Annotated in this window: 20 protein-coding genes and 1 tRNA gene; 12 read left to right on the forward strand and 9 right to left on the reverse strand. The window is 66.7% G+C overall.

The genetic code is table 11. The annotated features are described in order from the left end of the window. Nucleotides 1-41: 41 nt before the first annotated feature. On the forward strand, nt 42-578 hold the full coding sequence (locus O3305_RS16010; RefSeq protein ID WP_269573424.1) for an NADPH-dependent FMN reductase: 537 nt from the start codon (nt 42-44) through the stop codon (nt 576-578). Nucleotides 579-638: 60 nt separating this feature from the next. After that, nucleotides 639-1,187, forward strand: coding sequence for a response regulator transcription factor (locus tag O3305_RS16015; RefSeq protein WP_269573425.1), 549 nt, complete (start codon nt 639-641; stop codon nt 1,185-1,187). A gap of 4 nt (nt 1,188-1,191) precedes the next feature. On the opposite strand, the gene O3305_RS16020 is transcribed toward O3305_RS16015, so the two are convergent. From O3305_RS16020 to argH, 5 genes are read right to left on the reverse strand one after another with little or no spacing between them, the layout of a single operon-like run. Beyond that, entirely contained in the window at nt 1,192-2,145 is a 954-nt protein-coding gene (locus O3305_RS16020; protein WP_184162991.1) for a CorA family divalent cation transporter, read from the reverse strand. Next, entirely contained in the window at nt 2,142-2,873 is a 732-nt protein-coding gene (locus O3305_RS16025; RefSeq protein ID WP_269573426.1) for a precorrin-2 dehydrogenase/sirohydrochlorin ferrochelatase family protein, read from the reverse strand. Before O3305_RS16025 ends, O3305_RS16020 begins: the two co-directional genes overlap by 4 nt. A 1-nt stretch (nt 2,874) precedes the next feature. Continuing rightward, nucleotides 2,875-4,134 (reverse strand): diaminopimelate decarboxylase, encoded by a 1,260-nt coding sequence (gene lysA / locus O3305_RS16030; protein ID WP_269573427.1) that lies wholly within the window; start codon nt 4,132-4,134, stop codon nt 2,875-2,877. A 20-nt stretch (nt 4,135-4,154) separates the two neighbouring features. Further along, nucleotides 4,155-4,403: a hypothetical protein gene (locus tag O3305_RS16035; protein ID WP_184162983.1), complete on the reverse strand. Its 249-nt coding sequence runs from the start codon at nt 4,401-4,403 to the stop codon at nt 4,155-4,157. After that, the gene (argH, locus tag O3305_RS16040; protein WP_269573428.1) at nt 4,403-5,779 is read right to left on the reverse strand and encodes an argininosuccinate lyase; all 1,377 of its coding nucleotides are present in this window, start codon (nt 5,777-5,779) and stop codon (nt 4,403-4,405) included. The genes O3305_RS16035 and argH overlap by 1 nt, the downstream gene beginning before the upstream one ends. Nucleotides 5,780-5,795: 16 nt before the next feature. Between argH and O3305_RS16045 the strand changes: the two genes are divergently transcribed. From O3305_RS16045 to O3305_RS16070, 6 genes are all read left to right on the forward strand, one after another. Then, complete coding sequence (locus tag O3305_RS16045) at nt 5,796-6,383, forward strand: TlpA family protein disulfide reductase (protein WP_353739199.1); 588 nt, start codon at nt 5,796-5,798, stop codon at nt 6,381-6,383. A gap of 364 nt (nt 6,384-6,747) precedes the next feature. Next, complete coding sequence (gene rutB / locus O3305_RS16050) at nt 6,748-7,476, forward strand: pyrimidine utilization protein B (RefSeq protein ID WP_269573429.1); 729 nt, start codon at nt 6,748-6,750, stop codon at nt 7,474-7,476. Between the two features lie 3 nt (nt 7,477-7,479). Beyond that, complete coding sequence (rutC, locus tag O3305_RS16055; RefSeq protein ID WP_184162974.1) at nt 7,480-7,863, forward strand: pyrimidine utilization protein C; 384 nt, start codon at nt 7,480-7,482, stop codon at nt 7,861-7,863. Continuing rightward, nucleotides 7,863-8,639, forward strand: coding sequence for a pyrimidine utilization protein D (gene rutD / locus O3305_RS16060; protein ID WP_269573430.1), 777 nt, complete (start codon nt 7,863-7,865; stop codon nt 8,637-8,639). Before rutC ends, rutD begins: the two co-directional genes overlap by 1 nt. Before the next feature lie 4 nt (nt 8,640-8,643). Beyond that, nucleotides 8,644-9,708 carry a pyrimidine utilization protein A gene (gene rutA, locus O3305_RS16065; protein WP_269573431.1) on the forward strand — a complete coding sequence of 355 codons (1,065 nt, stop codon included), beginning with the start codon at nt 8,644-8,646 and terminating at the stop codon, nt 9,706-9,708. Nucleotides 9,709-9,773: 65 nt separating this feature from the next. Beyond that, nucleotides 9,774-10,304 (forward strand): RcnB family protein, encoded by a 531-nt coding sequence (locus tag O3305_RS16070; protein WP_269573432.1) that lies wholly within the window; start codon nt 9,774-9,776, stop codon nt 10,302-10,304. Between the two features lie 73 nt (nt 10,305-10,377). Here O3305_RS16070 and O3305_RS16075 read toward each other — a convergent pair whose 3' ends face one another. Together O3305_RS16075 and O3305_RS16080 are read right to left on the reverse strand one after the other, a co-directional pair. Further along, the gene (locus O3305_RS16075; RefSeq protein ID WP_269573433.1) at nt 10,378-17,553 is read right to left on the reverse strand and encodes an autotransporter outer membrane beta-barrel domain-containing protein; all 7,176 of its coding nucleotides are present in this window, start codon (nt 17,551-17,553) and stop codon (nt 10,378-10,380) included. Between the two features lie 508 nt (nt 17,554-18,061). Next, nucleotides 18,062-18,135, reverse strand: a tRNA-Gln gene (locus tag O3305_RS16080). A gap of 239 nt (nt 18,136-18,374) precedes the next feature. On the opposite strand from O3305_RS16080, the gene O3305_RS16085 reads away from it, so the two are divergent. Genes O3305_RS16085 through O3305_RS16095 form a run of 3 tightly spaced genes read left to right on the forward strand, consistent with a single transcriptional unit; the run spans nt 18,375 to nt 20,409 of the window. Further along, nucleotides 18,375-19,373 carry a Ppx/GppA phosphatase family protein gene (locus O3305_RS16085; RefSeq protein ID WP_260395907.1) on the forward strand — a complete coding sequence of 333 codons (999 nt, stop codon included), beginning with the start codon at nt 18,375-18,377 and terminating at the stop codon, nt 19,371-19,373. Continuing rightward, a complete protein-coding gene (locus O3305_RS16090; RefSeq protein WP_269573434.1) occupies nt 19,370-20,053 on the forward strand; it encodes an RlmE family RNA methyltransferase in 684 nt (227 codons plus the stop codon). Before O3305_RS16085 ends, O3305_RS16090 begins: the two co-directional genes overlap by 4 nt. Then, nucleotides 20,050-20,409 carry a hypothetical protein gene (locus tag O3305_RS16095; protein WP_269573435.1) on the forward strand — a complete coding sequence of 120 codons (360 nt, stop codon included), beginning with the start codon at nt 20,050-20,052 and terminating at the stop codon, nt 20,407-20,409. Before O3305_RS16090 ends, O3305_RS16095 begins: the two co-directional genes overlap by 4 nt. Before the next feature lie 147 nt (nt 20,410-20,556). On the opposite strand, the gene rpoZ is transcribed toward O3305_RS16095, so the two are convergent. Further along, nucleotides 20,557-20,901, reverse strand: coding sequence for a DNA-directed RNA polymerase subunit omega (rpoZ, locus tag O3305_RS16100; protein WP_184162953.1), 345 nt, complete (start codon nt 20,899-20,901; stop codon nt 20,557-20,559). Between the two features lie 206 nt (nt 20,902-21,107). Here rpoZ and O3305_RS16105 point away from each other — a divergent pair, with 206 nt between their 5' ends. Beyond that, complete coding sequence (locus tag O3305_RS16105) at nt 21,108-22,277, forward strand: phospholipase D-like domain-containing protein (protein ID WP_269573436.1); 1,170 nt, start codon at nt 21,108-21,110, stop codon at nt 22,275-22,277. Here the strand turns inward: O3305_RS16105 and O3305_RS16110 are convergent. Then, nucleotides 22,267-22,728, reverse strand: a complete 462-nt coding sequence (locus tag O3305_RS16110) for an Lrp/AsnC family transcriptional regulator (protein ID WP_269573437.1) — start codon at nt 22,726-22,728, stop codon at nt 22,267-22,269. The genes O3305_RS16105 and O3305_RS16110 overlap by 11 nt on opposite strands. Between the last annotated feature and the right edge of the window lie 57 nt (nt 22,729-22,785).

The raw sequence follows: 22,785 nt of genomic DNA on the forward strand, positions 1-22,785 counted from the left end.
CCACGCTGGCGCTTGCCGAGCCTTTGGGCTAGCGGGAAGCCATGTCGGCACCTCATATCGTCGCATTGGGCGGCACCCTGCGACCCGAATCCGCCACCGGACGCCTGCTCGCGGCCACGCTCGCCAAGGCCGAGGCGCGCGGCGCCCGCACCACCTTGCTCACCGGCGAGGCGATCGCCTTTCCGCATTACGAGCCGGGCAATGTCGAGGGCAATCCGGCGGTGATGCGCTATCTCGAGGCGCTGCGCTCGGCCGATGCGGTGATCGTCGGCTCGCCCGGCTATCACGGCACGCTTTCGGGCCTGGTCAAGACCGCGCTCGATTATGTCGAGGCGATGAGCAAGGACGATCGCCCCTATTTCGACGGGCTGCCGGTCGGCCTGATCGCCACCGCGGCAGGCTGGCAGGCGGCGGTCTCGACGCTGCAGGCGCTCCGCACCATCACCCATGCGCTGCGTGGCTGGCCGACGCCGATGGGCCTGGCGATCAACACGATCGAGCCGGGCGACGCGCTCGACAAGTGCAGCGCCCCGATGGACGTGATGGTCGGCCAGATCTTCAGCTTCCTCGATCGCTGATCGGGCTGGTTGCGCGCCGCTTAACTGTTTCGTGATTGTTGCAGCGCTATGCTGCCGGCCATGGACGAGGCTTCGGCACAGGAAGGCATTGGCAATCGCCGACGTGCCACGCGCACCATTCTGGCGGTCGACGACAGCCGGACCAACCTGCATGTCCTCGCGCATCGGCTCGGCCAGCTCGGCTATCTCGTCGTGCTGGCGGACAGCGGCACCCAGGCGCTCGAGCTGATCTCGGCACGCGGTTTCGACATGGTGCTGGTCGATCGGGTGATGCCCGAAGTCTCCGGCCTGCACGTGCTGCAGGAGATCCGCGGCACGCGTGACACGTCGGACCTGCCGGTGATCGTCGTCACCAGCCAGGACGATCCCGCCGGCGCGGTCGAGGCGCTGCAGGCCGGCGCCGACGATTATCTCGCCAAGCCCTACAGCTTCGAGGAGCTGGCCGCCCGTATCGAGCGCACGATGGCGCGTTCGGACCGGATGGAAGAGCTCAAGCGGTCGAACCTGGCGCTCGATGCCCGCATCGCCGCGCGCGCGATCGAACTGGGCGAGGCACGCGGCGAGCTTGCCGCCGCCCGCGCAGAGCTGGATCGCCTCCAGCGCGCCTGAGCGCCTAGCGTTCGAACCAGTGCCGGCGGAGGAAATAGCCGGTGATCAGCACCGCGACCGCCACGCACAGCGCCACCACGCCCCAGAACGCCCAAGGCTCATGCGCCCAGGGAATGCCGGCCACGTTCATGCCGAGCAGGCCGGTGATGAAGGTGAGCGGCAGGAACACCATCGCCACTACCGCGATCATCAGCGAGCGCTGGTCGATCAGTTCCGAACGCAGGTCGGTCAGCGTCTCGTGCGTCAGCGCGGCGCGCTCGCGGATGCTCTCCAGCTCTTCCGCCATGCGCGCGGCCCGGTCGGCGGCGGCGGCGAGGTGGAGCCGGTCGTCCTCGGCCAGCCATTCCACCGGCAGGCCCGCGAGTTTCTCCAGCGCGGCGCGCTGCGGATAGAGGAAGCGGCGCAGCCCGATCGCCTTCACCCGGGTCTCGTTGACCAGCCGGCGCAGGTCGAAGGCGCGGTGGCGGGAGATCTGCTCCTCGCAATCGTCGAGCGAATCGCCCAGCTCGGCGACCATCGGGTCCAGCTCCTCGGTGATCGCCTGGGCGATCGCGGCGATCAGGTCGCCCGGATCGAGGACCTTGCCGTCCTCGACCAGCTTGCGCACCGGCTGGACCGCGTTGAGCTGCTTGCGCGAGACCGAGAAGACGCAGCCGCCATGCGCGTACATCCGGATCGAGGCGAGCGGATCGGAGGTGTCGAGCGCGTCGGAGGACATGCCGCGCAGGTTGATCAGCGCCGCCGGGCCGAACAGGTCGCAGCGCGGGCGCGTCTCCATCGCGGTCAGCGCTTCGATCACCGGCTGGGCGAGCTTGGCCTCGCCGCTCAGCCAGAGCTGGGCGCGCTCGTCATTGGTATTGAGATGGATCCAGCTCAGCGCGGCATCCTTGCCCAGCGCTTCCTTCAGGATGGGCTGCTCCACCTTCCCGTCATGGACGATATAGGCAAAGCCGCTCATGCGCCGGGCTCCAGCCAGATCGAGAGCCCGGGGCCGGGCACTTCGGGTGGGGTGGAGCAGGCGATGCGCGGCGCATCGGCGCGGGCGCGGTTCAGGATGGCAGTCGGCACGCCGGGAAAATGGTACACCCGCTCGGCCTGCGCAAGCGCGCGCGCCTGGCGCAATGTCAGATCGTCGGGGTCGTCCGAGGCAAGCGTGATGCGCACCAGCCGGGCATCTTCCGGCGCCCGCATGCGCGCAACCACGTCGCTGCCGAGTCCTTCCGCCAGCGCCGCGCCGATCGCGCGGCGGCGGTCGGCGATGTCGGGAAAGCGTGCGCGCAGCTCCGTGCGCGCCGCATGGAGCGCCTTTGCGGTCTCGCCCAGGTCGGCGGGAAGCTCGGCCTCCAGCTTCTGGCGCAGCGCCGCGGCGAGCCCGGCCGAGACGCCGCCGGTGCCGATCGCCACCAGCACCGGATCGCGTTCGACGATCGCGGGCAGGGTGAAGTCGCACAGGTCCGGGCGGTCGACGGTGTTCACGAGCACGCCGCGAGAACGCAGCCGCGCGACAATCGGTTCGGGCTCGTCCGTCGCGACGATCGCCAGCGAGGCCTGCGCCGCCTCGTCGACGATCTCGGCGCCCGCGCGTTCGAGCAGCCGGCGCTTGGCCTCCGCCGCCTCGCCGCTGCCGATCAGGATCACCGGCCGCCCTGCCAGCTTCACGAAGATCGGCAGGGCGGTCAGCGTCATCTTACTTCAGCCAGTCCGGAACCTGTTCTTCGCCCATGATCGTCTCGGCGGTGATCCGCCCCGCGACCAGTTCGAATCGCTCCCCCGACACCAGCACCTCGGGCACCAGCGCGCGGCTGTTGTAGGTGCTCGCCATGGTCGCGCCATAGGCGCCGGCGCTCTGCAGCACCGCCAGGTCGCCGCTCTTCAGTGCGTCGATCTCGCGATTCTTCAGGAACACGTCGCTGCTCTCGCACACCGGGCCGCAGACATTGGCGACCATGGTCTCGCCGCTCGGCGTCACCGAGGCAAAGCCATGATAGGCGTCGTACAGCGCGACGCGCTGCAGGTCGTTCATCGCCGCGTCGACCACCACCCAGGGATTGGTCACGCCCGGCTTCACCCACAGCACTTCGGTGAGCAGCACGCCGGCATTGGCCGAGATGTGGCGGCCGGGCTCGAACATCAGCTCGACATCCCAGTCCTTCGTCACCCGCGCGACCATCTCGCCGAACGCTGCCGAGGTCGGCGGCACGTCCTCCGGCTTGTAGGCCACGCCCAGGCCGCCGCCCAGGTCGACATGGGTGATCGTGTGGCCGGCGGCGCGCAGCTCGGCGACGAGCTTGCCGACGCGCTCGAACGCGGCTTCCAGCGGCGCCAGGCTGAGCAGCTGGCTGCCGATATGCACGGCGACGCCGCGCAGGTTGATGCCTTCCAGCTTGGCCAGACGGTCGAAGATCGCCGGGGCCTGGTCGATCGGCAGGCCGAACTTGTTCTCGGCCTTGCCGGTCGAGATCTTCTCGTGCGTGCCGGCATCGACGTCCGGGTTCACGCGCAGCGCCGCCGGCGCGACCATGCCCTTGGCATGCGCGATCTCGGCAAGGACGACGCCTTCTTCCTCGAGTTCGAGGTTGAACTGGCCGATCCCGGCGTCGAGCGCCTGGTGGAGCTCCTTGCGGGTCTTGCCGACGCCGGAGAACACCACGTCGTTCGCCGGGATGCCGGCCGCGAGCGCACGCGACAGCTCGCCGCCCGAGACGACATCGGCGCCGAAGCCCTCATTGGCGAGCAGGCGCAGCACCGCGAGGTTCGGATTGGCCTTCACCGCGAAGGCGACATGGTGCCGACCGACCGGCTCCAGCCCCTTGCGGAAGGCGCGGGCGGCCTCGCGAAAGGCCTCGGTCGAATAGACATAGACGGGGGTGCCGATTGCTTCGGCGATGCGGGCGAGCGGAACATTCTCGGCGTGCAGGGTGCCGCCGATCACTTCGAAATGAGACACGGGAAAACTTCCTATTGGGCTTAGCGCGGCGGTAGGTCGTAGGCGTCGCTGCGCCGCTGGTCCGAACTCTGGATAAGGTCGTCGCTACGTGCCGGGCGCGTCTGGACGGGCGGGTTAAGCAGGTCTCCGGGCGACGGCGTCGCAGTCGCGCCATAGGGCGCTGCCGGCAGCGACGCCGTCGCCGCGGGTTTGAGCGCCGAACGGTTGCCGCAGCTCGCCAGGGCAAGTCCGCCCACCAGGGCCAGGGTCAGCAGCACCAGTCGCTTCATCACGCTTCCTCCTCGCGGCTCTTGCGCGCCGCCGCGATGGCTTCCCGTACGCGCTTCGGCGAAGTGCCGCCAAAGCTCGTCCGGCTCGATACCGAGGCATCGACGCTCAGAACGTCATATACGCGTTCATCGATCCGTGCGTCGATTTCCTTGAGTTGGGTGATCGATAGCTGATCGAGACGGATGCTTGCCGCTTCCGCTGCCGCCACCGCGCGTCCGGTGATGTGGTGTGCCTCGCGGAATGGGATGCCGCCTTCGCGCACCAGCCAGTCGGCCAGGTCGGTGGCGGTCGAGAAACCGGCCTCGGCGGCGGCGCGCATCCGGTCGAGCCGGAAAGTCGCACTTTCCACCATGCCGGTCATCGCCGCGATGCTGAGGCCGAGCAGGTCATGCGCCTCGAACACCGGCGGCTTGTCGTCCTGCATGTCCTTCGAATAGGCGAGCGGCAGGCCCTTCATCGTGATCATCAGCGAGACGAGCGCGCCGGTGATTCGGCCGCTGTGCCCGCGCACCAGTTCGGCGGCGTCGGGATTGCGCTTCTGCGGCATGATCGAGCTGCCGGTCGACCATTGATCGCTCAGCGACACGAAGCCGAAGGGCTGGCTTGCCCAGATCACGAACTCCTCGGCCAGGCGGCTGAGATGCAGCGCTGCCTGTGACGCGGCAGTGAGATACTCGATCGCGAAGTCGCGGTCGGAAACCGAATCGAGCGAATTGCGCGTCGGCCCGTCAAAGCCGAGCGCCTTTGCCGTCGCTTCGCGGTCGAGGTTGAAGCCGGTGCCGGCCAGCGCCGCCGAGCCGAGCGGGCAGAGATTGAGGCGCGCACGAGCATCGCGAAGCCGCGAGCGGTCGCGCGCGAACATCTCGAAATAGGCCATCAGATGATGGCCGAGCGTCACCGGCTGGGCCACCTGGAGATGGGTGAAGCCCGGCATCACGCTGTCGGCATGTTCCTCCGCACGCGCCAGCAGCGCATCCTGCAGCGCGCCCAGTGCCGCCTCGGCCTGGTCGACCGCGTCGCGCACCCACAGGCGGAAATCGGTCGCCACCTGGTCGTTGCGCGAGCGGGCGGTGTGCAGGCGGCCCGCGGTCGGGCCGATCTTCTGCGCCAGCCGCGATTCGGCGAGCATGTGGATGTCTTCGAGCGCCAGGTCCTCGGGCACGCCCTCGGCTTCGAAATCGGCCGCGACTTCGCTCAGGCCCGCGTGGATCGCCGCTGCGTCCTCGGCCGCGACGATTCCCTGCGCACCCAGCATGGTCACATGAGCCTGGCTCCCGCGCAGATCCTGGCGCCACATCCGCTTGTCGAAGGGAATGGATGCGTTAATCTCGCGCATGACTGCAGACGGGCCTTCGGCGAAGCGCCCACCCCACATGGCATTGGAGCTGTCCTTGCGCTCGGCTATCTCACTTCTCCTGCTCGGCACCCTGATGATCGCGGGGTGCGATAAGCGCTCCGGGCCCGGAAGCCAAGCAAACGAAACTATCTCCGCGGCTAATGCGGCATCGGATGCGGCGCCGGCCGCTGCCGTCGCCGACAAGGGGCAGCTCGATCGCAGCCACAAGGGCGAGGCCGCGCCGGACTTCGCGTTCGTCGATCCGGCAGGCAAGAAGGTCACGCTGGCCGCGTTCAAGGGCAAGCCGGTGCTCCTCAACCTCTGGGCGACCTGGTGCATTCCCTGCCGCGCCGAGATGCCGACGCTCGACACGCTCGCCGGGCAAAAGGGCGATGCGCTGCCGGTGATCACCTTGAGCCAGGACATGAAGGGCCGCGAGTTGGTCGATCCCTATTTCGCCAAGGCGGGGTTCAAGAACCTCAAGCCCTGGACCGATCCCGACATGGCGTTCAGCCTCGGCATGAACGCCAACCTGCCTACCACCATCCTCTATGATTCGGCCGGCAAGGAAGTCTGGCGCCTGTCGGGCGAGATGGACTGGGCGGGTGCCAAGGCGGCGGCCCTGCTCGCCGAGGCGCGCTAGGATTGCCCCTCCCCGCTTCCCCGGCGAAAGCCGGGGCCCAGGGTTTCTCTGCCGTATCGCTTTTGGTTCTGGCCCCCGGCTTTCGCCGGGGAAACCAAACGGCATGCTGCACCTTGCAATGTAGGATTTCGCCTGCTCGGCTCGAGCGCCCGGCTCCCCGGGCCGTCGCTCTTTGACGCTGTAGGAAAGATAGGATCAGCCGCGCGCAACGATCGTGCGAGATGTGGCGCTTTCCCGAGGAAATAGGGAAAATAGCGGCCCGCAAAATCCGCTTTGGCCTGTACTTCGTGTACTTTGGCGAGTCGGGCCGGCCCCTGATGTAGGGGGCTTGTGCCCCGCGCCATTCTCGGGAACACTCCCCGAAATGACAGGCGAACCTACCGTCGGGCGCGACCTCCAGGGGCCGCGCATCGTCACGCTTCCCGCCCGGCCCGAGCCGATCCGCGTGCATGCCGATGAAACGGCGATCGTCGTGATCGACATGCAGAACGCCTATGCCTCGCCCGGCGGCTATGTCGACCAGGCCGGCTTCGACATCTCCGGTTCGGCCGGGACGATCGGCAAGATCGCCGCGGTGCTCGATACCGCCCGCGCCGCCGGCATGCCGGTCATCTATCTGCAGAATGGCTGGGATGCCGATTATGTCGAGGCGGGCGGCCCCGGCTCGCCCAACTGGCACAAGTCCAATGCACTGAAGGCGATGCGCGCCCGGCCCGAGCTCAGCGGCAAGCTGCTGGCGCGCGGTACCTGGGATTATGAGCTGGTCGATGCGCTGGCGCCGAAGCCCGGCGACATCCGCCTCCACAAGACCCGCTACAGCGCCTTCTTCAACTCGCAGCTCGATTCGACGCTGCGCGCGCGCGGCATCCGCAACATCGTCTTCGTCGGCATCGCCACCAATGTCTGCGTCGAGAGCACGCTGCGCGACGGCTTCCACCTCGAATATTTCGGGGTGATGCTCGAGGACGCGACGCATCATCTCGGCCCGCCGATGATGCAGGAAGCCACGGTCTACAATGTCGAGAAGTTCTTCGGCTGGGTCTCCACCACCGCCGATTTCTGCGGCAGCTTCGGCCAATTGCCCCGGGAGTAAGCAATGCCCTTCGAACCGATCAACCCGCCCCAGTTCCCTACCCCGATCGCGCCCTATTCGGCCGGGGCGAAGGCGGGCAACACCGTCTATGTCTCGGGCGTGCTGGCGCTCGGCGAGGGGGGTATCGTCCTCCATGTCGGCGATGCCGCGGGCCAGACCCGGCACATCCTCGAAGTCATTAAGACCACGCTCGAGGCGGCCGGCGCGACGCTGGAGGACGTGGCGATGAACCACATCTTCCTCAAGGATTTCGCCGATTACCCCGTCTTCAACCAGATCTATGCCGAGTATTTCCCCGGCGCCAAGCCAGCGCGCTATTGCATCAAGGCGGATCTGGTGAAGCCCGATTGCCTGGTCGAGATCGCCTCGGTGGCGCATATCGGCTGATGCCCGAGGCGGCGGGCCTTTACTATGAGGAACATGGCAGCGGACCGCCGCTGATCCTCTCCGCCGGCATGGGCGGTTCCGGCAATTACTGGCGGCCCAACCTGCCCGCGCTTGCCGAGCATTACCGCCTTATTCTCTACGATCATCGCGGCACCGCCCGCTCGGACCGGACGGTCACCCCGCGGCTGGAAAGCATCGGCGACGATATCCGGCTGCTGATGGACGAACTCGGGATCGAGAAGGCCTCGATCCTCGGCCATGCGATCGGCGGCATGGGCGGACTGAGCCTGGCGCTCGACACGCCGGAGCGGGTCGACAGGCTGGTGGTGGTCAATGGCTGGGGCCGGCTCGATCCCTACACCAGGCGCTGCTTCGATGCCCGGCTGGCGCTGCTGCGCGCCTATGGCGCCGGCAAATATGTCGATGCCCAGCCGATCTTTCTGTTCCCGCCGCAGTGGATCTCCGAGAATAGCGACCGGCTGGACGAAGAGGCCAGGCACCATGTCGCCGGCTTCCCGGTCGAGATGGTCGAGGCGCGCATCCTCGAAGCGCTCGCGTTCGACCTGATCGGCCGGCTGGAAGCGACGCCGCTCGAGACGCCGGTGCTGCTGCTCGCCAGCGACGATGATGCGCTGGTCCCGCCAGCCTGCTCGCAAGTGCTTGCGCAAGCCATTCCGGGGGCGCAACTTGTCCGGATGCCCTGGGGAGGGCACGCCTGCAACGTTACCGATCCGACGGGCTTCGAGGCCCGCGTGCGCGCATTTCTGGGGAGCTAATCACATGGAAGTCGGCGTCTTCGTTCCCATCAACAACAATGGCTGGCTGATCAGCGAGAACGCGCCCCAGTACATGCCGAGCTTCGACATGAACAAGGCGATCGCCCTGAAGGCCGAGGAGCATGGCCTCGATTTCCTGCTCTCGATGATCAAGCTGCGCGGGTTCGGCGGCAAGACTGAGTTCTGGGAATATGGGCTGGAGAGCTTCACGCTGATGGCCGGGCTCGCCGCGGTCACCGAGAAGATCAAGATCTACGCCACCTGCCCGACGCTGATCATCCCGCCAGCCTTTGCCGCGCGCATGTGCAACACGATCGATTCGATCAGCCATGGCCGCTTTGGTTTGAACCTGATCACCGGCTGGCAGCGCCCCGAATATAGCCAGATGGGTCTCTGGCCGGGCGACGAGCATTTCCGCAACCGCTACCAGATGCTCGACGAGTACGCCCAGATCCTGCGCGAGCTGTGGGAGACCGGGCGTAGCGACCTGAAGGGCGAATATTACCAGATGGACGATTGCCTCGTCCGCCCCACGCCGCAGGGCGAGATGAAGATCATCTGCGCCGGCTCGTCGGACGAGGGTCTCGCCTTCTCGGCGAAATGGGCGGACTATGCCTTCTGCCTCGGCAAGGGCGTCAACACGCCCAAGGCCTTCGCCTTCAACAATGAGCGACTGGCGGAGGCGACCGCCAAGACCGGGCGCGACGTGAAGGTGTTCGTGCTGATCATGGTGATCGCCGACGAGACCGACGAGGCGGCGATGGCCAAGTGGCAGTCGTACCGCGACGGCCTGGATATCGATGCGGTACGCTGGCTGATCGACCAGGGCGCGGCCGACAAGAACAATCCGACGACCAATGTCCGCCAGCTCGCCGCGCCTGAGGGAGCGGTGAACATCAACATGGGGACGCTGGTCGGCAGCTATGAAAGCGTCGCGCGGATGCTCGACGAGATGGCGGAAGTGCCCAACACCGGGGGCGTGCTGCTGACCTTCGACGATTTCCTCGAGGGCGTCGAGAATTTCGGCACGCGCATCCAGCCGCTGATGAAGAGCCGGCAGAAGGGCTGATCGGCGCAGCTTTTCCGGGGGCGGATCGTTTCGGGGGTGGGTTTTCTCGAAGTCGGAGAGCAAGCATGAAGAAGCTGACTTCCCTCGCCGCAATGGCGATACTCCTGGCCCCGGCGCTTGCCGAGGCGCAGCAGCACCGTCCGGGCGGCGATCGCCCTGGCCAATCAGGCCAGCGCCCGCCTTCGGGAGGCAATCATGGCGGCCCCGGTGGACCGGGTGGTCCTGGCCGGCCCAATCCCGGGCATCCGGGAACTCGTCCGCCCGCGCCGCGCCCGCCGGTGGTGCGTCCGCCTTCGCCGCGTCCGCCGGTCGCTCGCCCGCCGCACCGTCCCGGTGCAGGCCGCCCGCCCCAGTTCCGGCCGATCCACCGTCCGCCCTTCCGCTATCCGCCGGGCTATCGCTACCAGCGCTGGTCGATCGGCGGGCTGCTGCCGCTGCTCTTCCTGTCGAACAACTATTATTATGACAGCTGGTACGATCTCGGCCTCGGCGCGCCGCCCCCGGGCTATCGCTGGGTGCGCTACGGTCCGGACCTGCTGCTGGTGAACATCCGCACCCGCCGCGTCGTCGACGTGATCCGCGGCGCCTTCTACTGACCTGAAACGAAAAGGGGCGGCCCGGACAATCCGGACCGCCCCCCTTTCCGATGCCGCGTGAACGCGTCGCGGATCAGAAGCGGATCGAGAGGCCACCGGTGAAGCTCTGGCGCTTGGTGCCGGAGAACTCAACCGTATAGCCGCCCTGCACGCGCACGCCCGGCGTGACGTCCAGCCCAAGCCCCAGTGCGGCCCGGCCCGCGGTCGCTTTCCGCTCGACGCCAAAGGCGTACAAGCCCTCGGTCGTGTCCTGCAGCCCGCCCCAGGCGGACAGCGAGCCGCTGCCGAGCCGCTGCTGCACACCGAGTTCGGCATAGGGCGTGATCCCGACGCCGCCGGCCTGGAAGCTGCCCGAAACGGCGAGCGACGCGCGTCCGAACAGGCTGTTCTTGTTGAGCCGCGCGACGTTGAGCGCGAAGCCGTTGCCGCCCTGCTCGCTCAGCCCCTCGCGTCCGGCATGGATGTAGATCAGGTCGGCCCGCGGCGTGATCGCGAGCTTGCCGAAACGCAGGCGGTAATCGACGCCGCCTGCAGCCAGCCAGCTCTTGAGATTGTAGCTCGACTTCACCGCAGTCGGCGCGGCGAGCAGCTGGCGCTTCGTTTCCGCCGTGCCGCTGCTGAGTGCAGCGACGCCGTGCAGTCCGAACCCGCCCAGTCGCGCATCGGCGAAGATGCCGCCCGAGAGCTGATCCCAATCGGTACGCGCGCCGAGCCAGGCCATGGTCTGCCGGCTGCTGCCGCCGCCGAAGAAGGCGCCAACCTGGATATCCTCGTCAAGGCCATAGCCGAACCCACCCTGGAAACCGTGGCTCGAGCCATGAGTCTTCACGGCGCCCGTGTAGGAATCGCCGCCCACATCCGCAGTGCCGCCGGTGAAGCGGCCAAAGGCGAAGAAGCCGCGGCGCCCGGCATTGGCGGCGCTGTCCGCCGATACGCTGTCGAACAGCGACAGGCTGTTCTCGATGCCGAGCTGGATGACCGAGGCATAGGCTTCCGGTGTCAGCTGGGCAAAGGCCTGCTCATTCACGCTGCCAGTAGCGCTGACCAGCGCCGGCAGCGCCGCCGTATAGGTCTGCACGCTCTTGCCTGCGCCCAGCGTGGCATTGGCGTAGGCGATGCTCGCGCGAGTGTTGAGTGGATAGGTGTCGCTGTTCTGGAACTCGCTCTGGAGCTGCAGCCGGTTGCCGTTGACGACAACGAAGCCGAAGATGTCGTTCGACTTGTTGATCGTCGTGAAGCGGCCGGTGATGCCGCCCTGCGCAACCACCAGGTCGAGCCGTGCGCCAGGTGCGTTGCGGAGCGTGCCGGTGATGTCGATCCCGGCGCCATTGGCGATAACCAGCTTGCCCGAGATGTTGAGCAGGTCGCTCGCCGTCGGCGAGAGCTCGAGCAGCAGGTTCGAGCCGCTGAAGAAATGGACGTCGCCATTCACCGTCATCGTGCCCGGCGATGCGCCCGGTGAGAGGGTGCCCTCGACCAGGATGTTGCCGTTCACCGTGCCGGCGGTGCCGAAAGTAGCGCCACGGGCGATCAGGACGCCGCTGGTCGCGGTGATCACGCTGCCCGCCTGTCCGATCAGCCGTCCTCCGGTGAGGGTGATCGCGGCCCAGCTGCTGGTGCCGGTGGTCGAGATCACGCCGCCATCGACGTTGAGCGCCTCGAAGCCGGTATAGGCGTTGGGATCGAGCAGCGTCGGTGCCGCATAGGTGCCGCTGGTGTTGAAGATCAGCGTGTCGGTGCCATCCCCACCGTTCCGCGCGCCGGTGATCGTGCCCGCGCCCGAGATGGTCAGGAAGTCATGGCCCGCGCCCAGGTCGAGATTGCCTTCGATCCGGCCGGATACGGTTACGATGTCACGGTTCGCGCCACCGGCCACGTTGGCGGTTAGGGTGTTGCCCGCCGTCACGTTGAACACACCGCCATCGATGCCGACGCCGTTGGCGAAGCTGGCATTCTGGTCGATCCTCAGCTCGCCCGAGATGCCGCCCGACGCTTCCAGCCGCTCGAAACCGGTCTGATGTACGGAGCTGAGCAGGCGAACCGTATTGTCGGCCTGGTGCAGCACGAGCGTGTCATTGCCCGCGCCGCCATCCACGCCGCCGGCCACGGTCGCGCCGGCGCCCAGCGTGAAGCGATTGTCCGCCCCGTCGAAGGTCACGCCGGTCGCGGTGCTGAGTCGGGTGTTGGCGCCCAGTTCGAAATTGCCGCCGGTCACGGTCACCGAATCGAAGCTGTAGTCGCCGCCGGTGAGCGCAAGCGATCCGGCGCCCTCGGAGATCAGCTTCTCGAACGAGACGATCTGCGATGCCACCACGGTGCGGCTGTCCGCCATGCCGGATTGGACGCGCAGCGTGTCATTGCCCGCGCCGCCATCGACCCTGCCCTGGAACTTCACGCCGGCCGCGATGATGAGCTCGTTGTCGGTGTTGCCGGTGAAGTTCACCCGCTGGTTGGCGCCCAGGTCTCCAGCCAGCGTCAGCGGCGCTGTGCCGGCGATATTCGCCACTTCGAAGCCGAACATGCCGGCGATCGACGAGGCGCCGTCGAGCGTCAGGTTGAGCGTGTCGGTGCCCGCGCCGCCATCGAGCGCACCCTGGAGCAGGCCCGACAGATGCATGGTCAGGCTGTCGTCCCCACCGCCCAGCGACACGCCGCCGGTCAGTCTGCCGTCGATCGTGACCGACTGGCTGCTGTCGTCGCCGATCACATTGGCAACCGAGCCGTTGGTGCCGGAAAGCACCAGGTTCGCGCTCTCGAGGATCTCGAGATTGTGATAGGTCTGGCCCTGGTCGAGGTTCACCGTCAGCGTGCCCGGCCCATAGACGCCGAACGAATTGAAGTTGGTGACCGAGCCCGGGATGCTGCCGTTCGCGCCGGCGAGGTTGAAGATGAAGGTGTTGTTGCCCGCGCCGCCGTCGATCGTGCCGGTGACGGTGCTGCCCGAACGGGCGATGTAGCGGTCGTCGCCGTCGCCCAGCAGCACGTCGCCGTGGATCGTGCCGGCATTGTTCACCGTATCGTCACCGCCGCCGAGATTGACCGAACCGTTCAGCGTGGCGCCCGCGGCAAGGCCGAGCCTGTCGACCTGCGCATTGCCGAGTACCGGCGCGGCGAGCGTCGCGCCGCCGGCGATGTTCAGGGTGCCGCCTTCGAGCAGAACCTGCTGATAGGTCGCGTCCCTGTCGACCACCAAGGCGCCCGTGCCCGAAGTCGAGAGTTGCTGGAAATTGGTGAAGGTGCCGGCAGTACTCAGGTTGCGGCTGTTGTTGGCATCGAGCTCGAAAGCGAGCGTGTTGGTGCCGCCACCACCATCGACCGGGCTGCCGACCGTGCCGGTGCCGTGCAGCGTCAGGCGATTGTCGCCGGCGCCGAAGTGCACGCCTTCCGACGAGGTGAGCGAGGCCCCGGTGCCGATGGAGAGGTTGCCCTCCACCTGCGCGGTCTGGAAATGATAGGCTTCGCCCTGGAGCGCGAGCGTGCCTGCACCACCGGCCACCAGCTTTTCGAACGAAGTGAGCTGCCCTGCCACGATCGTGCGGTTGTTCGCCGCGCCGGTGTTGATCTCCAGCGTGTCGGTGCCATCGCCGCCATTGGCGCTGCCTTCGAACACAGCGCCGGTGCCGATGATGAAGTGGCTGTCCGCGCCGTCGAAGTTCATCTGCTGGCCCGCGCCGAGATGCCCGGTGAGCGTCAGCGGCGCGACGCCCGCGGCATTGACGATCTCGAAGCCGAACAGGTCGTTGATCGACGCGGCTCCGGTCAGGTTGAGGTTGAGCGTGTCGGTGCCCGAGCCGCCGTCCAGTGCGCCGCGCAGTACGCCGGAAAGCGCGATCGACAGCGTATCGTCACCCCCGCCCAGCGACACGCCGCCGGTGAAGTCGGCATCCTGGATCGTCACCGCCTGCGCGGTGTCGTCGCCCTTGATCAGGTCGACCGTGCCGGTTCCGTCGAGCAGGGTGAGGTTGGCCTGCTCCCACAGTTCGATCGTCTCATAATTGCGGTCGAGGCCGAGGGTGAGGGTACCGGGGCCATAAGCGCCGAACGACTCGAAATTGGTGAAGCCGCCGGGGATGGAGCCGCTGTTGCCGTGCATCCGGAAGACGAACGTGTCGGTACCGTCGCCGCCGTCGATCGCGCCGGTGACCAGGCCGCCGCCAAGTGCCTCATAGCGGTCGTTGCCGGCGCCAAGGTTCAGGTTGCCATGGATGGTGCCGGAGTTGACGACATTGTCATCGCCGTCGCCCATGTCGACGTCGAAGCCGATGGTACCGGTGTTGACGAGCGTATCGCCCCCGCCGCCGAGTGCGACGCCACCGGTGATCGTGCCATTGTTGGTCAGCGATTCGACGCTGTCCGCACCGGCATTGTCGAAGGTGTATCCCGTGCTGCCCGAGGCTGAACCGATCGTGTCGCCGGCATCGATCCGCAGCGCGATGTCGCTCAGGCGCATCGACATCTGGTCGATCGAGCCGAAGAGCGAGACCGTGCCGGTGCCAAAGCTGTTCTGCAGTTTGGTCAGCCCCTCGAAGTTGCGGAACTGGCTCATGTCGAGCTTCTTGGCATCGCTGCCGGTCAGATCGACTGCGATCCCGTCGATGCCGTCGCCGCCATCGACGCTGCCGATGATCTGGGCGCCTGAGCCCGTGACGTAGTAGTCATGGTCACCGCCGAGATTGAGGTCGCCGTTGAGCGTGCCGTAGTTGGCGAAGGAATCCCCGAGATCGCCGAGGTGGATGTTGCCGATGATCGTGCCGCTATTGGTGATCAGATCGGTGGAGTTCCGGGTGTGGATCGCACCGGCGATCGTGTACTCGCCATCGTCCAGCAGGCGCGCGGTTGCCAGGAAGTCTTCCTCGCCAAGCGTGTAGCCCGCGCCGCCGCGGATCGTGCCACGATTGTCGAGGGTGAAGGTCGCTTCCAGGTCGTTGCCACCATCGACGCCGATCGCGACGCCTTCGGCGCCGACTTCGATCGTGCCCAGGTTGACGACGTTGGCATTCGCCCCTGCGGTTGCCGCGCCGAAATCGAACAGCGCGCCATAGGAGATCGTGGTGCCGAACTCGTCGTCCCTGACCGCGCCCGAGCCGCCGCTGATCGTGCCGCGATTGGTCAGCGAGGCGGCGGTACGCGGACGCGGGCCGTCGGTACCAGTGGCAAAACGAACGCCGCCGCTGGCCGCGTTGGTACCGCGGATCAGGCTGTCGTTGACCACTTCCATCTTGTGTCCGGACAGCAGCAGGCCCGAATAGCCCTGGCCCGTGGCTTCGAGCGTGCCGCTATTGGTCACCCGCATCAGATAATTGGTGCCGAGGCCGTAAGACATGCGGCTCTGCACCGCGAGCGCGTACTGGGCGTCACCAGTGGGGCCGACATGGCCCGTGGTGCGAATCGTGCCCGAATTGACGATGTCGCCCATCAGTTCGGTCGTCGCCTGGTTCTCGAACAGAACCAGCGCGGCCGATTCATAGGCGCTGCTGTTCTCGATCAGGCCGGTGTTGGTGAACTGGAAGGTCGATCCGGGCCCCTTGGCAAAGGCATTGACCAGAACCGCGAGCGAGGTCTCCGTTCGGATCGAGCCTTCGTTGCGGAAGCTGGACAGGGTTTCCGCGTAGACGCCCCTCTCCTCGCTGGACCGGATGTTACCTCGATTGACGAAGTCGATATTGTTGCCGACGCCCTCGATATCGCGGATCCAGACACCGAAGCCGTCGGTGTCGATATTGGCGCTGTTCACCACGGTGCCGTCACCAATGGCCATCAGGCCATTGCCGAGCGTCTCCGCGCTCGCGACGGTGACAACCGTATCCGCACCATTCGCCTCGATGCCGTGCATCTCGAAATTGATGATGCCGGGCTGGCTCAGGATGGCGTTGCTGGCGGTGTAGGTCGCCGAGGCGCCGAACGACTTGCCATAGCCGTCGATCCCATAGCCGCCGTCGATCTGGCCGTTCACCCCATTGGTGGCGCCGGTGTAGAGGAACATGCTCTCGCCGTCGGCGAACTGGACGTCGCCTTCGATCGTCCCCGAATTGACTAGGACGTCGGTCGCGTAGCCGGTGCCCTGATAGGCGAGCTTATCGGTCGGAGCGAGGGATCCCGTCAGGGGGATGTATCGCGTGCCACCGACGATCACGCCCGCCTGCGAGCCGCCATTGGCGAACTGCCTGATCGCGTTGCGGGTGACCAGCACCTGGCCCTCGTTGCGGATCGTGGCATCGACCACCGATTCGAGCCGGCCGACATTCTCGATATAATTCGCGCCCTCGCTGGCGAGCACCGCGTTGCCGCTGGCAAGCACGATGCCGAGACCGCCACTCGCCACGCCGCTGCGCGTGCTGTTCTCGGTGAGCGTATTGTAGAGCTTGCCGCCGATCAGCTCGACGCCGACACCGCCGGCGGTCGTACCGCCATTCACCGAACCCACTGTGATCTTGGTCGAATTGAAGACTCGTCCGCTGCTCTGGATCAGCCGGACGTCCCCCATCTCCGGGTCGGTCGAGGCGATAGTGGTGTTCGCTTCCAGGAAGATGTCGGCGGATCCACCGGCGATGCCGAGGCCCTGCTGGAAGCGCACGCGGGCGCTGTCGATGAGCCGGAGCTCCTGGGCATAGGCAACATCGACAAGACCGGTATCCGAGCGTCGCCCGTCCATGTCGGCGGCGATCACGACTGTAAGCAGCGCGTCGCCATCGCCGCCCTGCTGGGCCAGGGTGGAGCCCGGCTCCACATAGATGGCCTTCTGATCGGTTGCGGCGGCACCGCCCTGGTCCTGGGCATCGAGGCTGGCGCCGACGAAGATCGTGCCGTCACCGGCAAGCCGCACCGGCTCGTGATTGAGCTTCATCTTGGCATTGGCGCCGGGCGGATCCGAACGCGAGCGATTCTCGAGGCGCAGTTCCGTGTCGTTTCCCGAGGCTTCATAGACGATACCGCCATCGAACGGGGTGCCGTCCGCCGTGACGAATTGCCTGCCCGTGCCGCTCGCCGGCGTGGTGAAGACCAGATTTGCGGTCCGGCTACCGGTAGCGCGCAGCCACAGGGTGTCGAGGCCGCCGGCATCGGTGAGCGTGCCGGTTACGAGGCCGCTCAGGTCGAGCACACCGGTATCCGCGTTGACTCGGCCGATATCGGCAACGACCCGGTCGTCGCCGGTGCCCAGATGCACTTCGCGCGGGGCCTGGCCTTCCTCGAGAATCATCGGTTCGGTGCTCTGGGCGTGCGCGGTCCCGGCCAGGATGAGCGGCAGCAATGCGCTGCCCAGGAGGAGCCCCGCGCGACCCTGAAACCGGCGCGCGGACGTGCGATTCTTCAAGCTGTGGGTCGATTTCACGAGATAAGCCCCTCTTTACTGGTTCGGATGGCCGGGCGCGGACGCGGCTCGGCGGTGTTTCCGGTGGGGGCTCGGGCGCGATGCGGCCCGCATTTTGCGACATAGGCGGCTATCCAGAAGACCAAGTCGGTCATTCCGGCGGGTTTTGCGACGAGCAGGCCAAAAGTCAGTTCAGCATATGCAAGATGCCGGCAGAATGGTGTGCCGAATCTTGCCAAGGGTGCCTGAAGTATTCTGAAGCTTGGCTATGGATGTATGAGAAGAATGAATAGCCTTCTCGACGGAATCGCCAAAATATCCTTGAGGATTATTTGCCCGTCTCGGATTTATTCTGATGATTGCGGAAGATTGCATTCGCTTCCGTCGGCACCGATGCCATCGGATGTGGAGCGCATTCTCGCGCAAGATCTTCATTCAGAAGGAAAATTGGATGCCCCGTGAGGATTCGAACCTCAATTGACGGAGTCAGAGTCCGTAGTCTTACCTTTAGACGACGGGGCATCACGCGGCATCACTGCCGGCAGGCGGGGCGCAATACGGTGCTGATCCGGCGCTGTCAACGGGCCCGGTACAGTCGGCTTCTTGCTCCCGCCTCCGCTCTCCGCTAGCCTCGCTTTCAAGCACCGGCGGCAGAAAAGCCGTGACGGAACAGAACATAAGCGAGTGATATGATGGGGGATGGCACTGCCAAGATGCCCCGCGGCCGTGGTTCCGGAAAAATCCGGAGGGCACCGCCGCCGATGGAGCGGCCCCGGGAACGCCCGGTGCGCGGCCGACCGGGAGAAGCGCGCCACTATGCGGCGCTCGACCTCGGCACCAATAATTGCCGGCTGCTGATCGCGCGTCCGCAGGGGGCGGGTTTCGCGGTGGTAGATGCCTTTTCGCGGATCGTCCGGCTGGGCGAGGGGCTCGCCACCAGCGGCAAGCTTTCCGATGCCGCGATCGAACGTACGATCGCGGCGCTGCGCATCTGCGCCGAGAAGCTCAAGCGCCGCCATGTGATCCTGGCCCGATCGGTGGCGACCGAGGCGTGCCGCCAGGCTTCGAACGGATCGGCGTTCATCGAGCGGGTCTACCGCGAGACGGGCATCGCGCTCGACATCATCACTGCCGAGGAAGAGGCGCGGCTTGCCGTGCTCGGCTGCCATGCGCTGCTCGAGCCCGGCGATGGCCCGGCGCTGGTGTTCGACATCGGCGGCGGCTCGACCGAGCTGGTGCTGGTCGATTCGCGCGGCGGCGACGTGCCCCGCATCCTCGACTGGCACAGCGCGCCTTGGGGCGTCGTCTCGCTTACCGAGGCATCGGGCAGCGCCGAGACCGCCGAAGACCGGGCCGCGCTCTATGCGAGCATGCGGGCGCGGGTGGCGGAGAGCTTCGCGCCCTTCGCCAGCCGCCTTCGCACCCCGCGCGGCACCCGGCGGCTGCTGGGTACCTCCGGCACCGTCACCACGCTTGCCAGCGTGCATCTGGGGCTTGCGGCCTATGATCGCTCGGTGGTCGACGGCCTGATCGTGCCCGCGCCGGCGATGCGCGAAGTGAGCCAGCGAATCTCGGGCATGAGCATGGCCGAGCGCAGCCAGGTGCCGTGCATCGGATCGGAACGCGCCGATCTGGTCGTCGCCGGCTGCGCGATTCTCGAAACGATCCTCGACCTTTGGCCCGCAGAGCGGCTAGGGATCGCCGACCGCGGCATTCGCGAGGGAATCCTCCGCCGCCTGATCAACGGGAGAATCTTGTGAGCAGAGGCGGCGGACGCGGCCATACCCGCGTGCTGACTGCGCGCAAGCGCACCGCGCAATCGACCCGCTGGCTCGAACGCCAGCTCAACGATCCGTACGTCAAGCGCGCCAAGGCCGAGGGCTATCGCAGCCGCGCGGCCTACAAGCTGATCGAGCTCGACGAGAAGTTCGGGTTCCTCAAGGGCAAGAAGCGGGTGCTCGACCTCGGCATCGCGCCGGGCGGCTGGACCCAGGTGGTGCGGCGGCGCCTGCCCAAGGCGCCGGTGGTCGGCATCGACCTGCTGCCCGTCGATCCGATCGATGGCGCGATCATCCTCCAGATGGACTTCATGGACGATGCCGCGCCCGACCGGCTGATCGAGGAACTGGGCGGCAATCCCGACCTCATCATCTCGGACATGGCGGCCAACACCGTCGGCCATCCGCAGACCGACGCGCTGCGGACCATGGGCCTGGTCGAGGCCGCGTTCGACTTCGCGATCCAGGTGCTCGAGCCGGGCGGCGATTTCGTCGCCAAGGTGTTTGCCGGTGGTGCCGATTCGCAGTTCGTCGCCGCGATGAAGCGCAGCTTCGCCACCGTGAAGCACGCCAAGCCGCCGTCGAGCCGCAAGGGGTCGGTCGAGTGGTTCGTGGTGGCGCAGGGCTTCAAGGGGCGGAAGGCGGAGCCGGACGGGGCGTGAAACTGTCCGGCCGCAAGCGTGAGGACGTCACGATCCATGGCATTCGGCTGAAGGTCCGCCCTGGAACGCAGCCTCTGCCCAGCCCTTTGATCGCGGCCTATGTTACGGCTTTCTCGGTTGCCGCCGAGCCGCGTGAAGCGGTGGTAAAGAGTGTCCGCGCGCTTCAGGCCATGGGCTATGATTTCGAAGATGTGTTGCCCGAAGGCCTGATGCTGCCACTGGCCGGCTGGGGTGAATATGTTGCCCAAGCGTGGCCTGAATTCAGCGAAGAATTCCCTTCTCAGGACGAGATCGCCGCGCACCTCGCGGAAGACGGGGTAGCGTTCAGCCCCTTCGCCGGCTTCGACCGGGAATAGCCAAACAAAGCAAAAGGGCCGGAGTTGCCCCCGGCCCTTCTCTATCTCTTGCCCGTCGCGGCAAAGCCACGCCGTCGATCGGGCGATGCCCGCCGGCCGGCATGCGGCTTGTCCTCGGCCAGCTTGCGCTGGCCTCGGGCCGCATGCTCAGCCGTCGTAGTCGCCGCCCAGATTCTGGTTGCGCGGCGGGGCAGCGGCGGTGAGGCGGAGCGCCTCGGCCGACGCGGCGATCGAGCCGACTTCGTCCGGTGCTTCCTCGTCGTCGATCTGGACGCGCTGCAGGCTCGACACCACGGCTTCTTCCAGGTGCGTCGGGCGCACGGTCTCTTCGGCGATTTCGCGCAGCGCGACGACCGGGTTTTTATCGCGGTCGCGATCGAGGGTCAGCTCGGCGCCGCCCGAGATCTGGCGGGCACGCTGCGCCGCGAACAGCACGAGATCGAAACGGTTGGGAACCTTGTCGACGCAATCTTCGACAGTGACGCGCGCCATCTACGCTTCCTTGAAAAACGGAGTGTCCGGGAAAGGCGGCGATCTAGGGCCCGGCTGTGGAAAAGTCAAGAAAATGGGCTTGCGGCCCCGGCTGCCGAACCGAATCGGGTGCGGCGCGTTGGGAACGCTGTCGCAACGTTCAGTGGAACCGCATGGAAGCGCTCGCCCCCCTTGCCCCCGTCCCGCCGCTCCCGCATCACGGCCCGATGGAATTTTCCCAGCCGAGCTTCGAGGTCGAGGGCAACCGGCTGACGCTGCTGCCCGACGGCCCCGAGCGGCTGGAAGCGCTGCTCGACCTGATGCGCCGCGCCGAACGGTCGCTGCGCGTGCTCTACTACATCTATGTCGATGACGAGGCCGGTGCCGCAGTGCGCCAGGCGCTGATCGACGCGGCGGCGCGCGGCGTGAAGGTCAGCCTTATCGTCGACGGGCTGGGCAGCGAGCATGCCCAGAGCCGGCGCTTCTTCGACCCGCTGCACGAGGCGGGGGTGGAGGTGTGCCGCTTCGTGCCGCGCTGGGGGCGGCGCTACCTGCTGCGCAACCACCAGAAGCTGGCGCTGGCCGACGAGGAGCGGGTGATCGTCGGCGGGTTCAACATCGAGGACAGCTATTTCGGCACGATCGCCGAGGAAGCATGGCGCGACCTCGGCCTGCTGGTCGAGGGGCCGGCGGCGCGGCGGCTGGTCGGCTATTTCGATTCGCTGTCGAACTGGGCCAGGCAGCCGCGGCCGTCGCTGCGCCGGCTCGGCCGCACCTTGCGTGCCTGGAGCGAGCCTGAGGGCAAGACCCGCTGGCTGCTCGGCGGGCCGATGCGGCGGCTCTCGCCCTGGGCGCGGGTGGTCAAGCGCGACATGGAGCAGGCCAGGTCGATCGACATCATCGCCGCCTATTTCGCCCCCAATCCGGCGATGCTCCGCCGGCTCGACCGGGCGGGCAAGCGCGGCGAGGTGCGGCTGGTGCTGCCCTCCAAGCTCGATCACGGCGCGGCGATCTGGGCGGCGCGCTTCACCTATGCTGGCCTGCTGCGCAAGCGCGTGCAGATCTACGAGTATCAGCCGACCAAGCTGCACGCGAAGCTGTTCCTGATCGACGACGTGGTGAACATCGGCTCGGCCAATTTCGACATCCGCTCGATGTTCCTCAACCTCGAGCTGATGTTCCGGATCGAGGACAGGGCGTTCGCTGCCTATATCCGCGGCTTCATCGACGGCGAGATCGCGCAGTCGGAGCGGATCACCCCCGAGCTCTACAAGGCGCGCACCGGCCCCTGGATGCGGATCAAGCAGGCGGCGGCGTATTTCGTGATGGCGGTGCTTGATTATAACGTCACGCGGCGGCTGAACTTCGGCGCCAAGGGCACTCGCCTCAATCCTTGACGGTCTCCATCGCGACATAGGTGGAGGTGCTGGCGACGTGCGGCAGGCTGGAGATCTTCTCGCCGAGCACGATCCGATATCGGCGGATATCGGCGGTGCGGACCTTGAGCAGATAGTCGAAATTGCTCGCCAGCATGTGGCATTCCTCGACCTCGGGGATGCGGCGGACGGCGGCGTTGAACTCCTGCAGCGCTTTTTCGCGGGTATCGGCCAGCTTCACCTCGGTGAAGGCGATATGATCGAGCCCCAGTCTTGCCGGATCGATGATCGCGCGGAAGCCGCGGATCACGCCGCTGTCGGTCAGCCTCTTCAGGCGAACCTGCGCCGGGGTCTTGGACAGGCCCATGCGTTTGGCGAGTTCGGTGACCGTCATTCGGCCATCTTCGGCCAGAGCGGCGAGGATCTTGCGGTCGAAATCGTCCAATTCGACTGCGAGGGCGGGTTTTTTCATGATTTCCGCCTAGCAGATGTGCGATAATATGGCGATCCCGCCTGCGAAGTGGCGCGG

The organism is Sphingomonas sp. NIBR02145 (assembly GCF_027359115.1).
GTDB lineage: Bacteria > Pseudomonadota > Alphaproteobacteria > Sphingomonadales > Sphingomonadaceae > Sphingomonas > Sphingomonas kyeonggiensis_A.